The following is a 14,420-nucleotide window of genomic DNA, read 5'->3' on the forward strand; positions in this document are numbered from 1 at the left end:
TCAGCCCTGACCTTGGGCGGCCATCAGCTGACGCAGCAACATCTCTTCGGACATGCTGTCCTCTTCGGGTTTGTCCTGCTCGGCCCCCATGAGAAGCGCCATGGCGTCCTCTTCGGCCTCGTCAACCTCGATCTGGCTTTGGTTGCTTTCGATCAAACGCTCGCGCAGATCATCCGCGCTTTGGGTTTCGTCTGCGATTTCGCGCAAGGACACGACAGGATTCTTGTCGTTGTCGCGGTCCACGGTCACAGGCGCACCGGCGGAAATCTCGCGGGCACGGTGTGCGGCCAGCATCACCAGTTCGAAACGGTTTGGAACTTTATCAACACAGTCTTCAACGGTCACGCGGGCCATGGGAATGCTCCAGATCAGCAGATGGATGTCAGAAGCGCTTTAGTTATGCGCGATTGAGGGGAATGACAAGCCGCTAATCCAGTGCAACAATGGGCGCACGGGCCTCAGGGGGCAAGGCGTCGCGCATCTCGATGACGGACTTGCGCAGAATGGGATGGACCCAGTCCGGGGCCACATCTGCAAGCGGTTCCAGCACAAAGGCGCGTTCATGCATCCGGGGATGCGGCAGGATCAGCTGACCAGGCGCATTTTCCTGCTGGGCCTCAAGAGGCAGAGCCATCCACTGGCGCGCGACCGCCATATTGGGGCGAATCGCTGTGTCCACAGCCAACAGATCAAGGTCGATAATGCGCGCGCCCCACCGTTTTGTACGGCGTCGGCCCAATTTCGCCTCGATCCCGTGAAGAATTGTGATCGCCTCGACGGCGGACCACTGTGCCTCCAGTGCCAGGGCCGCATTTACAAAGTCAGGGCCGCTGCCTGCGGGCACGGCTGGGGTCACATAATAACGGCTTTCAGCCCGAATCACGGCACCTGCCTGCACGATTTCTGCGACAGCTTTTTGAAGCACCTGCACGGGTGACCCCGCGTCAGATGGCATGTTTGACCCTAGGGCAATCAGCAAAAGTGATCGGTTTTGAGGCAGGTTTCCGCCCGTTTCCCCCCTACCTACGTCTTGCGACATACTCAAAATCACCTATTTTCCACCAACCGTCTTTTCGCGCTTTTACGCACTCACTCACGGAAATCACAGGCGGTACCCGTATTTTCGGAAGGACATATTATGTTTTACAAAGACGAACGGCTCGCGCTGTTCATTGACGGATCGAACCTCTATGCCGCCGCCAAAGCGCTTGGGTTCGATATTGACTACAAGCTGCTTCGACAAGAATTTATGCGCCGTGGAAAGTTGCTGCGCGCATTCTACTACACTGCCCTGTTGGAAAATGACGAGTATTCTCCGATCCGCCCACTCGTGGATTGGCTGAACTACAATGGTTTCACCATGGTGACCAAACCGGCCAAGGAATACACCGACTCGATGGGTCGGCGTAAGGTCAAGGGCAACATGGACATCGAACTGGCGGTGGATGCGATGGAACTCGCGCCGCGTGTCGATCACATCGTGTTGTTTTCAGGGGACGGAGATTTCCGCCCGCTGATCGAAAGCCTGCAACGCCAAGGCGTGCGGGTGTCTGTGGTGTCCACCATCCGCAGCCAACCACCGATGATCTCGGACGATCTGCGCCGGCAGGCTGACAACTTCATCGAACTGGATGAGCTGAAGGACGTGATTGGCCGCCCGCCCCGCGAAGCCGTGATCGAACGCGACGAGCGAATCGAAGCACAGGGATAGAGTGATACGGGCAGCGGCACTCACTCACCGCTGCCCGATGTCTCTATAATTTCATGCTAAAATCTTCAGCGTGGGCGAAAAACCGTTGCCCACCAAAGTGTTCTATTACGTGGCGTAATGTGCAAACATCCCCCCAAACAGGGGGATCACATGTATCAGGATGCTGCGAGACTCGAACAAGCCGAAACGATTGATGCGCTGTGGTCGGGCGTCGTCACCGAGTTGCGCGGGCACGGCATCCACCATGTCATCTACATCTCGGCAACCGGGACACCGGCGCGCGATCCGCGTCTACTGTCCACATGCCCCGAACTCTATACCGATACAGGCCCTGACGACGATCCGTTCCTGACCCATTGCTGCAACAGTTACGACATAACCCCGACCGGCGCGGAGTTTCTGCCCGATCACTTGTACCTTGATGCCCAGGCCAAGGCGTTCATCGGCAGGGCCTGCGCGCTCGGGTTTCTCAGCGGTTTCGGGATCCCGACACGACTGCGCGGAGGTGCGCGCTATGGCGGGTTCAACCTTGGTACGTCACTGGATCGCGCGGCGTTCATGGACAGCATGTGGCCCCGCGCCGAACAGTTTCGCCTGTTCTGCCTGCTGGTCCATCGCCGGATCGAAGAGTTGTCGGGCCGGGCCGCAGGGCCAGAACCTGCGATGATTGCCCCCAACCTGTCGCCGCGCCTTGATGCACTCAGCCCGCGCGAAACCGAGGTGATCTACCTGCTTGCCCGGGGACTGAGCCGCAAAGAGGCGGCGCGCACATGCGGGATCAGCCAACATACAATTGCCGAATACGCCAAAAGTGCATATCGCAAACTGGGTGTGCGCAACCGGGCCGAAGCGGCACGACTGATCTATGGTGCAGTGCAGGGCACCTGATCCGCGCCGCGCCGGACTTTACCATGCCCGCCCAAAGCCGTAGGTCTTAACAAAACATCTCGGAGCCCCCATGACAAAACCACCTCTCACTCTGTATTTGGCCGCCCCGCGCGGGTTTTGCGCAGGGGTGGACCGGGCAATCAAGATCGTGGAAATGGCGCTCGATAAGTGGGGGGCCCCGGTCTATGTCCGCCACGAAATCGTCCACAACAAGTTTGTGGTCGATGGGTTGCGCAACAAAGGGGCGATCTTTGTCGAAGAGTTGTCGGATTGCCCCGATGACCGCCCGGTGATCTTTTCCGCCCACGGCGTGCCCAAATCGGTACCTCGGGCGGCCCAGGCGCGCGAGATGATCTATGTGGATGCGACCTGCCCGCTGGTCAGCAAGGTGCATATCGAGGCACAGCGCCATGCGGAGAACGGTTTGCAGATGATTATGATCGGGCACAAAGGCCATCCCGAGACGGTGGGGACCATGGGTCAACTGCCGGACGGTGACGTGCTGCTGGTCGAAACAGTCGAGGACGTGGCGCAGGTTGCGGTGCGCGATCCCGAACGCCTCGCCTTTGTCACCCAGACCACTCTGTCCGTCGATGACACCGCGGATATCGTGGCCGCCCTGCACGCCCGGTTTCCTGCCATCGTCGGCCCGCACAAGGAAGACATCTGTTACGCGACCACCAACCGGCAGGAGGCGGTCAAGGCAATGGCCCCCAAATGCGACGCAATGCTGGTGGTGGGCGCGCCGAACTCGTCCAACTCCAGACGGCTGGTCGAGGTAGGTGCGCGCGCGGGGTGTCCCTACGCACAACTGGTACAACGCGCGGATGAGATTGACTGGCGCAGCCTTGACGGGATCACATCCATGGGCATCACCGCAGGCGCATCGGCCCCCGAAGTGCTCATCAATGAGGTGATAGACGCCTTTCGCGCCCGGTATGACGTCACAGTCGAGATGGTGGAAACAGCCGTCGAGAACGTGGAATTCAAAGTGCCACGGGTCTTGCGCGAACCGGCCTGAGGCGCAGCGCACAACACGTGCGCCGAGGTTTACGCCCGCGCGCACTCTGCCTATCGTGCCCGGCACACCCTTTGCCTCCGGAGGCCCCATGCTCTCATTTCAATTCCTGCTGACGGCATTTGTCGTGGTGATCGCACCCGGCACAGGGGTGATTTACACGCTCGCATTGGGTCTGGGTCAGGGGCGACGCGCCGCACTTTGGGCCGCACTTGGATGCACGTTCGGGATTGTGCCGCATCTGGCCGCCGCCACCTTTGGGCTTGCAGCGATCCTGCATACCTCCGCCCTGCTGTTCAACATCGTGAAATTCGCAGGCGTTGCCTATCTGCTCTATCTCGCATGGGGCAGTCTGCGCAGTGAAGGGGCGCTGGCGATCACGTCCAAACACACCGGTGAAGCAGGGTGGCGCATCGCGCGGCGGGGGGCTTTGATCAATATCCTGAACCCGAAACTGTCGATCTTCTTCCTTGCACTGCTCCCCCCATTCCTGTCGGGCAATCCGACCACCGCCACGATCGAGATGGCGATGATGGGTGCCGTGTTCATGGGCATGACCTTCGGGGTCTTTGTCCTTTATGGCGTGTTCGCCGCCGCCGCGCGCCAATGGATCCTTGGATCAGAGCGGGTCATGGCATGGCTGTCGCGCAGCTTTGCCACCATCTTTGCGGCCCTGGCGGGGCGACTGGCGCTGGAACGCGCATAGGTGCCAACTTGCGCCTTGTCATCGGGTGCAAAACCACCCACACCCGAAAGCGACCCACAAAGCAACCGTGACGACCCTGCCATGACCCGCATCCCCCGCGCGCCCCTGATCCTTGGCCTTGCTGGCCTCACGCCCTTTGTCTGGGGGGCCGCAACCGTGGTCAGCAACGATCTCGCCGCCCTTGGCGCAGAGGTACTGGGCCCCCGCTTTATCGGTCCATATGTGCAACTGTTTTACGGGTCGGTCATCTTGTCTTTCATGTCTGGTGTCCTCTGGGGCTTCGCCACGAAAGCCACAGGCGCGCAGGCCGCAACGGGCTACACTTTATCGGTGATCCCCGCACTTTGGGCATTTTTTATGACGGGTGGCGGGCCGACAAGTGCGGCAACCAACCTGCTCTTTGGGTTTGCAGGTCTGTTGATGCTTGATTTCGCATTCGCCCAATGGGGGCTGACGCCCACGTGGTGGATGCGCCTGCGCGTCTTATTGACGGCCATCGTGGTGGCCTGCCTTGGCATAACGGTGATCTTATGAGTGATGCACAAACCCTGTCCGTCTATGCGGCCAAGGCGGTGGAGTACGCCAGACTGGTGACCGGAGAGAAGGTGAGCCCGCGCCTGCTGCGCTTTATCGACGGGCTGCCTGCCAAGGGGCGCACGCTTGATCTGGGCTGTGGCCCGGGATTTGCAGCCGGTGCGATGGCGGCGGCAGGCATCGAGGCGCATGCCTGGGATCCGGTGCCCGAGATGGTGGCGATGGCCGCAGACCACCCCGGCGTGATCGCGCGCCAGGCGGTCTATGCGGATCTGGCCGAAGTGGACGCCTATGACGGGATTTGGTGCAACTTTTCGATGTTACACACGCCCCTTGCCGACTGGCCTGCCCAGTTTGCGGCAATCGCGCGCGCCCTGAAACCGGGCGGGCTGTTCCACTTTGGAACCAAACTGGGCACGGGCGAGGCGCGCGACAGCATTGGCCGGCTCTATTCCTATATGACCGAGGCTGATCTGATGGACCTGTGCGCCGCCACGGGCCTGACGGTCGAATACAGCAAGACCGGGGAAGAGGCCGGGCTGTCCGGGGAAATCGCGCCGTTCATCGTGTTTCAGGCCCGCATCGATGGCTGACTTGTTTGCCTATACCGATGGGGCCTGTTCAGGAAACCCCGGCCCCGGAGGGTGGGGTGCATTGTTGCGCGCGATGGACGGGGACACCATTGTCAAAGAACGCGAGCTGAAAGGCGGCGAGGCGCTGACCACCAACAACAAGATGGAGCTGATGGCCGCGATCTCGGCCCTTGAGGCGCTCGACAAACCATCGACCATCACAGTGGTGACCGACAGCAACTACGTCAAAAACGGGATCACCAGCTGGATTCATGGCTGGAAACGCAACGGCTGGAAGAACGCCGCCAAGAAGCCCGTGGCCAATGTTGAGCTGTGGCAACGACTCGATTCTGCCCAGGAGCGCCACGATGTGACGTGGAAATGGGTCAAAGGGCATGCCGGTCATGCCGAAAATGAGCGGGCGGACGAGTTGGCCCGCGCAGGCATGGCCCCCTTCAAACCCAAGTGACGTAGGGGCAAAACAGTTTTTGCACTGTTTTTGCACGCCCACACCACACCCTAAATTCTATTTGTTACATCTTTTGACCAGATTAACTTATTGCTTCAAAAAGACTTTTCTAAATATCGCGATGCCCGGCGCGCCCACACCTCCGGTTTCTTCAGGCGTTTGTGACCGTTTGGTCCCTTACTGTTACAGACCTTTTCGGCTATCTCTTTCCCAAGACGAGCGGCCACCCCGGCCACACGGACAAATGCCAAGAAGGAGACGAGACATGAAACTCAGAGCCACAAAAACCCCGCTTCTGATCGCAGCCATAGCGACAGCAATCACCTTGACCGGCTTTGCCCCTGTGCAAGCGGCCAATCCGGTATGGATCACCGCAGATGCTGAAACCGCTCAGGTGATTGATGCCAACTTCAAGTACAAGAAGCATCACTACAAGAAACACCATTACAAGAAACACAGCTACAAGAAGCACCACTACGGCTACGGCGGCTACAAGAAAAAGCACCACGTGAAGAAGAAGATCATACTGAAAAAATTCTTCTGAGACGATCTCGGAAATCGATTCACACGGGTAGGCGGTCCAGAGGAAACTCCGGGCCGTTTATCTTTTGCGCCAATGCGTTGGCACGATGATCAAGGCCCCGATGGATGCGGTGATCGCATTCAGGCCCGGACTGGCGAACCCGAACCCGAACATGATCCGCACAAAATAAAACAGGAACGCCCCACCAACGCATATGATGATCGACTGCAAAATGCCGTTGCGGGTAAAGCCAAACTTTTCCGTCAGATAGCCGATGATGCCTGCGATCACGACAGTGCCTATGAGGGTCGGAAACATGGGCGATCCTTTGTCAAAGCTGCGTGCCGGGCGGCGTGGGCATCCCGCGCAGAAACACGTCCACATCCTGCGCGCCTTTGCCCGCCCGTTGCAAGCGCGTCAGTTGCACGGCCCCCATGCCGCACGCGACCGTCATGGCCTCGTCAAGCACAGTCCCCGGCGCACCTGAACCGTGGCCAAGCGTCGATCCAAGCACTTTTATCCGCGTTCCGTCTTTCTCGAACCAGGCGCCCGGAAAGGGGGACAACCCGCGGATTCTACGATCAACCTCGGTGGCAGGCTGGGTCCAGTCGATGGCCGCCTCAGCCTTGTCGATCTTTTTGGCATAGGTCACGCCGTTGTCGGGTTGAGGCACAGGTTTCAGGTTGGGCAAGTCCCGCAAGGTCGCGGTGATCAGCTCCGCACCCATAGCGGCCAGTCGGTCATGCAAGTCAGACGTTGTTTCTGTCGCCCCAATCGGAGTTTCGCCGCGCATCAGAACGGGGCCAGTGTCCAACCCCGCCTCCATCTGCATGATGCAGACCCCGGTTTCCGCATCTCCTGCCATGATCGCCCGGTGGATCGGGGCGGCACCCCGCCACCGCGGCAGGAGGCTCGCGTGAATGTTCAGGCACCCATGGGTCGGCGCATCCAGAATCGCCTGAGGCAGGATCAGGCCATAGGCGACGACCACGGCGATATCGGCATTCAGCGTGGAAAAGTCGGCCTGCGCCTCGGGCGTGCGCAGGCTGATGGGGTGGCGCACCTGTAATCCCAACGCTTCAGCGCGGGCCTGTACCGGGCTGGGGCGGTCTTTCTTGCCACGACCCGCAGGGCGTGGGGGCTGGGAATAGACACAGGCGATATCGTGACCCGCCGCATGCAGGGCCTCAAGTGCGGCCACCGAAAAGTCGGGGGTTCCCATAAAGATCAGACGCATCTCACCTGGCCTTTCGAGCTTTGCGTAGCAGCATATCGCGCTTTACCCGGCCCAGATTGTCGAAATACATCCGGCCCCCAAGATGGTCGATCTGGTGCTGTACGGATCGCGCCTCCATCTCGGCAAAGTCGCGGCGGTCAATCACGCCTTCAGCGTTCAGAAAACGAACCGTGACGGCCTTGGGGCGGGCGATTTGGGCGTCCACGCCCGGCAGGCACGGGCTCGCCTCGGTTCCGGTTTCCACATCGGGCGAGGCGGTCAGAACCTCGGGATTGGCCAGCAGGATGCGGCGGGACCGGTCAGGCGTCACGTCCACAACAGCCAATTGCAACATCACGCCGATCTGCGGTGCCGCCAGTCCGACGCCCATGCCAGACATCGCGTCCATGCTGTCGATCATATCGACCCAGATCGCGCGCACCTCTTCGGTAATTTCGGCAACGGGGGCCGCAGGGGTGCGCAACCGCTTGTCCGGCCACATCACGAAAGGGCGGACCGCCATCAGATCAGTGCCTTTACTTGCGCAAGTATTTCATCCCGTTGCGCGACGTCGACCCGGTCGAGCGTCACGACGCCATCAAGGTGATCCAATTCATGTTGGGCGCATATGGCGGCAAAACCGGTCAGCGTTTCGTCGTGGCGCATACCATCAATGTCGGTCCACGTCATGCGCACCTCACCGGGGCGGCTCACATCCGCAGAGACGCCCGGAATGGACAGGCACCCCTCGGCATTGGTTTCGTGAACATCGCCTTGGGCCACCACCGCGGGATTGATACAGACAACAGGCTCAGGCGCGCCATCTTTCCATGCGACATCCATCACGAAGATACGCTGCAACACACCCACCTGAGGGGCCGCGAGACCGCGACCGGGGGCGGCATACATCGTCTCAAGCATATCAGCGGCAAGCGTCCTGATCTCGGGGGTGATCGCATCAATCGGCGCACATACCGTGCTGAGACGCACATCAGGCCATATCAGAATGGGGCGCAGGCTCATGCTTTTTCGCGGGCGCGCTCGCGCTTGAATTTGACCATCTTGCGGGTGATCATCTGGCGCTTGAGCGGCTTGAGATAGTCGATGAACAACTTGCCATCGAGGTGGTCAATCTCGTGCTGCACGCATGTCGCCCACAGCCCGTCCATGCCTTGTTCCTGCTCGTTCCCGTCCCGGTCGATCCAACGCACCTGCACTTCGGCGGGGCGGGTCACATCGGCGAATTGTTCGGGGATCGACAGGCACCCTTCCTCATAGACGTTTTGTTCGTCCGAGGCAGCGATGATTTCCGGATTGAACATGATTGTGGGGCGCGGCTTTTCGTCATCGACCTTCACGCAATCCAGCACGATCAGACGGTGCAACAGCCCCACCTGTGGGGCGGCCAGCCCGATACCCGGCGCATCATACATCGTTTCAAGCATATCATCGGCGAGCGTGCGCAAGGCGTCCGACAGATCCCCAACAGGGTCTGACAGTTTCTTGAGGCGCGGGTCGGGGTGCAGAATGATCGGGCGTTTCATACCTTGCATTTAGGACAGATGCAGCAGGGTCGCAATGTCCCCTTGCGCTTGGAGGCGATCAAGCTAGCCTGTCGCCGAATTATAACCCCCGGAGACCTCACATGAGTTTTGACACCATCATCGACCGACGCGGCAGCCACTGTGTGAAATGGGACATGATGGAGCGTATCTATGGCGTGCCCGTGGACAAGGGCATTGCCATGTGGGTAGCAGACATGGATTTCCGCCCGCCCCAATGTGTGCTGGACGCGGTGCAAGCACAGGTCGATCACGGGATCATGGGGTATTTCGGGGATGATGGCCCCTACCGCGAAGCGATCCAGTGGTGGATGCAGAACCGGCATGGGTGGGCTGTCGAGGCGGGCGATATCTTTACGACGCATGGGCTGGTGAACGGCACGGCGATGTGTGTCGACACCTTTACCACACCCGGTGACGGGGTTGTGCTGTTCACACCCGTCTACCACGCCTTTGCCAAGGTGATTAACGCAAGCGGTCGCCGCGTCGTTGAGTGCGAGATGACCCAAGTCGATGGGCGCTACGAAATGGATTTTGACGCCTATGACGCGCAGATGGATGGGTCCGAGCGCATGGTGATCCTGTGCTCTCCCCACAATCCGGGCGGTCGGGTCTGGTCGCGGGCCGAACTTGAAGGTGTGGCCGCCTTTGCCAAGCGGCACGAACTGATCCTGGTCTCGGACGAAATTCACCATGACCTTGTGATGCCAGGGCACACCCACATCCCGATGACAGCAATCTCCGGTATCGAGGACCGGCTGGTGATGATGACGGCGACCACCAAGACCTTCAACATCGCAGGCTCTCACAGTGGCAATGTGATCATCGCCGATCCGGATTTGCGCGCCCGGTTCGCTACACGCATGGCCGCCTTGGGCATGTCACCCAATTCGTTCGGTCTGTTCATGGCAACGGCGGCCTATTCACCGGCGGGGGCCAAATGGGTGGATGAGTTGGTCACGTATATCGACGGAAACCGGCAACTGTTTGATGCCGCCATCAACGCGATTCCGGGTTTATCGTCCATGGCACTTGAAGCCACCTATCTGTCATGGGTCGACTTTTCGGGCACGGGCATGGACCGGGCCGACTTCACGAGGCGAGTCGAACAGGACGCCTGTATCGCGGTCAATCACGGGCCAACCTTCGGCACCGGAGGAGAGAGCTTTCTGCGCTTCAACATCGCCACCCCCCGCGCGCACGTCCAAGAGGCGGTCGAGAGGTTGGCCGCCGCCTTTCAGGATTTGCAATAATCCGGGGCACAGCCCGTCAGGTCAGCTTTTCGATCAGGCCGATGGGCGCATCAACCGCACGTTCGAAATCCAGCGCAGGCGCGGTAGATACCGCAGTCAACCGCTTGAATTCATAGCGCATCTCATCGCCTTCGGGTTCTGATGCAACGATCAGGCACTGAAACAGGTGGATCGCGCCATCATAAAGGTCGACATATCCGCGCAGCCGTGGCGCGGTATCGGCATCCATCGAAAACCCGGTTTTCCACATCTGCAAAACGGGGTGCGTCTCGCCATCTACGGACAGGCGCAATCGGGATGCTTTTTTCAACGACGCACGGCGCGCCCTATCAAGTCCGGCTTGCACTTCCTTAGGTACAAAGGTCGTCATGGCAGTCGCTCCTTGTCTTCCCCATCGTCAGTTTGGGCCCGGATCAATTTCGATCCAGTTAATTGCGCAAATGTGACAGCGACTCTTCGAAGATGTGACATTCGCGTGACTCAGACATGTGCAGCGGCGCAGAGGGCGTGCGCGATGGGCGGCGTTTGCAGGTGTACGCGCACAACGTATGTCAGGGTGAAGCAGAATAGGGAGGCGGCGATATGGGACTTTTGGTAGACGGCATCTGGCACGACACGTGGTACGATACCAAATCCTCGGGCGGCAAGTTCGAGCGCAGCCAGGCCAAGTTTCGCAACTGGATCACAACGGATGGATCGGCCGGATCATCCGGCGGCGACGGGTTCAAAGCAGAAAGCGGGCGCTACCACCTCTATGTCTCTTATGCCTGTCCATGGGCGCACCGCACGCTGATCTTCCGGGTGCTTAAGGAATTGTCCGATCATATCACCATCTCGGCTGTGCATCCCGACATGCTGACGGATGGATGGACGTTCCAGACGGATACGAATGGGGCGACGGGGGACAGCCTCTATGATCTGCCCTTTGCCCGCGACATCTATACCAAGGCTGATGCGATATTTTCGGGCCGTGTGACGGTGCCGATCCTATGGGACAAACAGCGTGAAACGATTGTCAGCAACGAAAGTTCCGAAATCATCCGCATGTTCAATGCCGCCTTTGACGACATAACGGGCAACACCGACAACTACTGGCCGCACGCACTGCGCGACGATATCGCGCCAGTCAACGACCGAATCTATGACACGTTGAACAACGGGGTCTACAAGTCCGGCTTTGCCACAACTCAAAGCGCCTACGATGCGGCTGTCCACCCGCTGTTTGACACGCTTGACTGGCTTGAGGATCGCCTGTCACACAACCGCTATCTCATGGGTAACCAAATCACCGAAGCGGACTGGCGCCTGTTCACGACGCTGGTCCGCTTCGATCCCGTTTATCACCTGCATTTCAAGTGCAATCGTAAACGCCTGACCGACTACAGTAACCTTTGGGCCTACACGCGGGAGCTTTACCAGTGGCCCGGCGTCGCCGGCACCGTGAACATGGATCACATCGTGCGCCACTATCATTTCAGCCACGAAAGCATCAATCCGCACCGGATCATTCCGATCAATCCGACTCTGGATTTCGCGGCACCACACGGACGCGGCTAGATCACACCGTAGTGTTCGACCATCGCTGCCAGATCTTCAGGCGGGGTGCCCGAGGGCACGAAGGCGCATGCGTTACTGGCGTGATTGAAGATTGATCCATCAGAGAAAAAAGACGTATCGGTGACAAAAATCACCCGCGCCTGCGGGCAACGATAGCTGGCAAAGTCGGCCACCGCGAGGGCGCTGCCCTGCTCAAGAACCAGATCAAGGACAATAATGTCCGCCCCCACGCGTGACAGATGATCAACCGCCGCATCCTGCGTGTCCGCCCGCGATACGGACAGGCCCTGCCGCTCAAGATGGCGTTGCCACATCAGGCCCAATTCAGGGCGGCTTTCTACGATCAGAACTCTCATCAATACTCCGGGGTCGCCTAATTCTGGCACCATCTTTGGGTACATGGCGCACATTTCATTAACAAACTATTAACGTCCGACATAAACTATTAACGCGACAGGTTTGTCTTGAAAATCACGCGGTAATCCGCTTTTTGCGGGCAAAATGTCGCCGATACGGGCGGCCTGTGAACAGGGAGCTTGCACTTGGGCGGAAATCGGGATCACGGCGGCAATCTCGACAACGCCATCATGCAATATGGCGGTGACCGAGAGGACTGGATTGATCTGTCTACCGGCATCAACCCCGTGCCCTACCCGGTTCCGTCCTTGCCCAAGCAGGCCTGGACCGCGTTGCCTGACCGCAATCCGGCGACCGCACTGGTCAACGCTGCCGCTGCATTCTGGAAGGTGCCAACCGGGGCTGCGATCCTTGCGGCACCCGGTGCCTCAAGCCTGATCGCGCATATTCCACGCCTTGCCGATGCAGGTACGGTCACCGTCCCCGCCCCGACCTACAATGAACACGCGGCCAGCTTTGCAGCGCATAGGTGGGTTGTACAGTCCGGCGGTGCCGCACAAGCACAGGTCCTCGTTCATCCAAATAATCCAGACGGCAAGTTATGGTCAAAGAACGATCTACACTCTGACCTCACGGTGGTAGACGAGAGCTTTTGCGACGTCATGCCCGCGTGCAGTCTGATCAACGCCGCCACACGGCCCGGCACCCTGATCCTGAAAAGCTTTGGCAAGTTCTGGGGATTGGCCGGACTACGCCTTGGGTTTGCGATTGGCGATCCGGTTCTGATTGCACGTCTGAGCGAGATGCTGGGGCCATGGCCTGTGTCGGGCGTTGCCCTGGAGGTCGGTCGCGCCGCTTTGCAGGATCAGGCGTGGGCTTGGGCGACCAACCAACGCCTCAAACATGATGCTGCCCGCCTCGACACCCTCATGTCAGACCGCGGCGCGCAGGTAGAGGGCGGCACGTCGTTGTTTCGCCTTTACCGCCTAAACAATGCCGCGGCCTGGCAGGACCGATTGGCCCGGCACCGCATCTGGTCGCGCGTCTTTCCCTACCGCACGGATTGGATTCGGTTGGGCCTGCCCGCCCCCAACCAGTGGGATCGCTTGGAAGGTGCGCTGTGACGCCCGCCCTGGTGGCCGCCGCATTGTGTCTGGATGCGGTACTGGGCGAGCCGCGCAGCCTGTGGGCACGCGTTCCGCATCCGGCAATCATCATGGGCCGCGCGGTCGGTGCGCTTGATGCCGGGCTCAACACCGGTGAACACCGCAAGACGAAGGGAATATTGGCCGTCGCCCTCCTTGTACTCGGCGCGGGGTTGATCGGGGCCGCACTTCAATCCCTCGGCCCCCTCGTCAGCATGATCTGCGCGGCCATCCTGATCGCGCAACGCTCGTTGATCGACCATGTGCGGGCGGTCGCCATGGGGCTGCGCCAATCGCCCAAAGCAGGACAACAGGCAGTCGCGATGATCGTGAGTCGCGACGTCAGCGCAAGCACACCGTCTTCGACCGCACGCTCCGCCATCGAAAGCCTGTCCGAGAATTTCAGCGACGGTGTGGTGGCACCCGCGTTCTGGTTCGCCGTTGCTGGCCTGCCGGGCATCGCGATCTACAAGGTAGTGAATACCGCCGACAGCATGATCGGCTATCTGACGCCGCGCCATGCCGCCTTTGGCTGGGCGGCTGCGCGGCTTGATGACGTGCTGAACTGGATACCAGCGCGGATGACTGCACTGCTGATTGCCGTCAGCACGGGTATCCCCGGACAGTGGGCAGGCATTCGACAGGACGCAGCACTGCACCGATCCCCAAATGCAGGATGGCCCGAGGCGGCCATGGCACACGGACTCGATATCGCCCTTGCGGGGCCGCGCAGCTATCACGGCACGGTTCAGGATCTTGCCTGGGTGCACCCTAACGGGCGACGCGATCTGACCCCGGCCGACATTGACGCCGCCATCCTGATCGTGTGGAAGGCATGGGGGGTCGGCATTGTGGCCCTGTTGGGATTTGGAGTATTGATTTGGGTCTTTTGAAACACGCGGCAGTGGT

General features: G+C 59.8%; 21 protein-coding genes. 12 read left to right on the top strand and 9 right to left on the bottom strand.

Features of this window, described 5'->3' with window-relative positions:
* The gene (gene rpoZ / locus Q0859_RS00720; RefSeq protein ID WP_299146922.1) at positions 1 to 354 is read right to left on the bottom strand and encodes a DNA-directed RNA polymerase subunit omega; all 354 of its coding nucleotides are present in this window, start codon (positions 352 to 354) and stop codon (positions 1 to 3) included.
* Between the two features lie 73 nt (positions 355 to 427).
* Complete coding sequence (gene folK / locus Q0859_RS00725; RefSeq protein WP_299146924.1) at positions 428 to 1,039, bottom strand: 2-amino-4-hydroxy-6-hydroxymethyldihydropteridine diphosphokinase; 612 nt, start codon at positions 1,037 to 1,039, stop codon at positions 428 to 430.
* A 99-nt stretch (positions 1,040 to 1,138) separates the two neighbouring features.
* On the opposite strand from folK, the gene Q0859_RS00730 reads away from it, so the two are divergent.
* The 8 genes from Q0859_RS00730 (at position 1,139) to Q0859_RS00765 (ending at position 6,442) form a co-directional block, all read left to right on the top strand.
* A complete protein-coding gene (locus tag Q0859_RS00730) occupies positions 1,139 to 1,711 on the top strand; it encodes an NYN domain-containing protein (RefSeq protein WP_299146925.1) in 573 nt (190 codons plus the stop codon).
* Positions 1,712 to 1,861: 150 nt separating this feature from the next.
* On the top strand, positions 1,862 to 2,599 hold the full coding sequence (locus tag Q0859_RS00735) for a LuxR family transcriptional regulator (protein WP_299146926.1): 738 nt from the start codon (positions 1,862 to 1,864) through the stop codon (positions 2,597 to 2,599).
* Between the two features lie 70 nt (positions 2,600 to 2,669).
* A complete protein-coding gene (gene ispH, locus Q0859_RS00740) occupies positions 2,670 to 3,620 on the top strand; it encodes a 4-hydroxy-3-methylbut-2-enyl diphosphate reductase (RefSeq protein ID WP_299146927.1) in 951 nt (316 codons plus the stop codon).
* An 88-nt stretch (positions 3,621 to 3,708) separates the two neighbouring features.
* Positions 3,709 to 4,323 carry a LysE family translocator gene (locus Q0859_RS00745; RefSeq protein WP_299146929.1) on the top strand — a complete coding sequence of 205 codons (615 nt, stop codon included), beginning with the start codon at positions 3,709 to 3,711 and terminating at the stop codon, positions 4,321 to 4,323.
* Positions 4,324 to 4,404: 81 nt separating this feature from the next.
* Positions 4,405 to 4,857, top strand: a complete 453-nt coding sequence (locus tag Q0859_RS00750; protein ID WP_299146930.1) for a DUF3429 domain-containing protein — start codon at positions 4,405 to 4,407, stop codon at positions 4,855 to 4,857.
* Positions 4,854 to 5,450, top strand: coding sequence for a class I SAM-dependent methyltransferase (locus tag Q0859_RS00755; RefSeq protein ID WP_299146931.1), 597 nt, complete (start codon positions 4,854 to 4,856; stop codon positions 5,448 to 5,450). Before Q0859_RS00750 ends, Q0859_RS00755 begins: the two co-directional genes overlap by 4 nt.
* Positions 5,443 to 5,898, top strand: a complete 456-nt coding sequence (gene rnhA / locus Q0859_RS00760; protein WP_299146932.1) for a ribonuclease HI — start codon at positions 5,443 to 5,445, stop codon at positions 5,896 to 5,898. The genes Q0859_RS00755 and rnhA overlap by 8 nt, the downstream gene beginning before the upstream one ends.
* A gap of 265 nt (positions 5,899 to 6,163) precedes the next feature.
* Complete coding sequence (locus Q0859_RS00765) at positions 6,164 to 6,442, top strand: hypothetical protein (RefSeq protein ID WP_299146933.1); 279 nt, start codon at positions 6,164 to 6,166, stop codon at positions 6,440 to 6,442.
* 57 nt (positions 6,443 to 6,499) lie between these two features.
* Here the strand turns inward: Q0859_RS00765 and Q0859_RS00770 are convergent, their stop codons facing one another.
* From Q0859_RS00770 to def (Q0859_RS00790), 5 genes are read right to left on the bottom strand one after another with little or no spacing between them, the layout of a single operon-like run.
* Positions 6,500 to 6,739, bottom strand: a complete 240-nt coding sequence (locus tag Q0859_RS00770) for a hypothetical protein (RefSeq protein WP_299146934.1) — start codon at positions 6,737 to 6,739, stop codon at positions 6,500 to 6,502.
* Positions 6,740 to 6,752: 13 nt separating this feature from the next.
* Positions 6,753 to 7,658 (bottom strand): methionyl-tRNA formyltransferase, encoded by a 906-nt coding sequence (gene fmt / locus Q0859_RS00775; RefSeq protein ID WP_299146935.1) that lies wholly within the window; start codon positions 7,656 to 7,658, stop codon positions 6,753 to 6,755.
* Position 7,659: 1 nt separating this feature from the next.
* A complete protein-coding gene (def, locus tag Q0859_RS00780; protein WP_299146936.1) occupies positions 7,660 to 8,160 on the bottom strand; it encodes a peptide deformylase in 501 nt (166 codons plus the stop codon).
* Positions 8,160 to 8,660, bottom strand: a complete 501-nt coding sequence (def, locus tag Q0859_RS00785) for a peptide deformylase (protein ID WP_299146938.1) — start codon at positions 8,658 to 8,660, stop codon at positions 8,160 to 8,162. The genes def (Q0859_RS00780) and def (Q0859_RS00785) overlap by 1 nt, the downstream gene beginning before the upstream one ends.
* A complete protein-coding gene (gene def, locus Q0859_RS00790) occupies positions 8,657 to 9,181 on the bottom strand; it encodes a peptide deformylase (RefSeq protein ID WP_366523157.1) in 525 nt (174 codons plus the stop codon). The genes def (Q0859_RS00785) and def (Q0859_RS00790) overlap by 4 nt, the downstream gene beginning before the upstream one ends.
* Before the next feature lie 101 nt (positions 9,182 to 9,282).
* Between def (Q0859_RS00790) and Q0859_RS00795 the strand changes: the two genes are divergently transcribed.
* Positions 9,283 to 10,452, top strand: a complete 1,170-nt coding sequence (locus Q0859_RS00795) for a MalY/PatB family protein (protein WP_299146941.1) — start codon at positions 9,283 to 9,285, stop codon at positions 10,450 to 10,452.
* A gap of 16 nt (positions 10,453 to 10,468) precedes the next feature.
* Here the strand turns inward: Q0859_RS00795 and Q0859_RS00800 are convergent, their stop codons facing one another.
* On the bottom strand, positions 10,469 to 10,822 hold the full coding sequence (locus Q0859_RS00800) for a hypothetical protein (RefSeq protein ID WP_299146942.1): 354 nt from the start codon (positions 10,820 to 10,822) through the stop codon (positions 10,469 to 10,471).
* A gap of 212 nt (positions 10,823 to 11,034) precedes the next feature.
* Between Q0859_RS00800 and Q0859_RS00805 the strand changes: the two genes are divergently transcribed.
* Positions 11,035 to 12,009: a glutathione S-transferase family protein gene (locus tag Q0859_RS00805; RefSeq protein WP_299146943.1), complete on the top strand. Its 975-nt coding sequence runs from the start codon at positions 11,035 to 11,037 to the stop codon at positions 12,007 to 12,009.
* On the opposite strand, the gene Q0859_RS00810 is transcribed toward Q0859_RS00805, so the two are convergent.
* Positions 12,006 to 12,365 (bottom strand): response regulator, encoded by a 360-nt coding sequence (locus Q0859_RS00810; protein ID WP_299146944.1) that lies wholly within the window; start codon positions 12,363 to 12,365, stop codon positions 12,006 to 12,008. The genes Q0859_RS00805 and Q0859_RS00810 overlap by 4 nt on opposite strands.
* A gap of 186 nt (positions 12,366 to 12,551) precedes the next feature.
* On the opposite strand from Q0859_RS00810, the gene cobD reads away from it, so the two are divergent.
* Positions 12,552 to 13,490: a threonine-phosphate decarboxylase CobD gene (cobD, locus tag Q0859_RS00815; RefSeq protein ID WP_299146945.1), complete on the top strand. Its 939-nt coding sequence runs from the start codon at positions 12,552 to 12,554 to the stop codon at positions 13,488 to 13,490.
* Positions 13,487 to 14,404 (top strand): adenosylcobinamide-phosphate synthase CbiB, encoded by a 918-nt coding sequence (gene cbiB / locus Q0859_RS00820; RefSeq protein WP_299146946.1) that lies wholly within the window; start codon positions 13,487 to 13,489, stop codon positions 14,402 to 14,404. Before cobD ends, cbiB begins: the two co-directional genes overlap by 4 nt.
* Positions 14,405 to 14,420: the final 16 nt, after the last annotated feature.

The organism is uncultured Tateyamaria sp. (assembly GCF_947497045.1).
Classification (GTDB): Bacteria; Pseudomonadota; Alphaproteobacteria; order Rhodobacterales; family Rhodobacteraceae; genus Tateyamaria.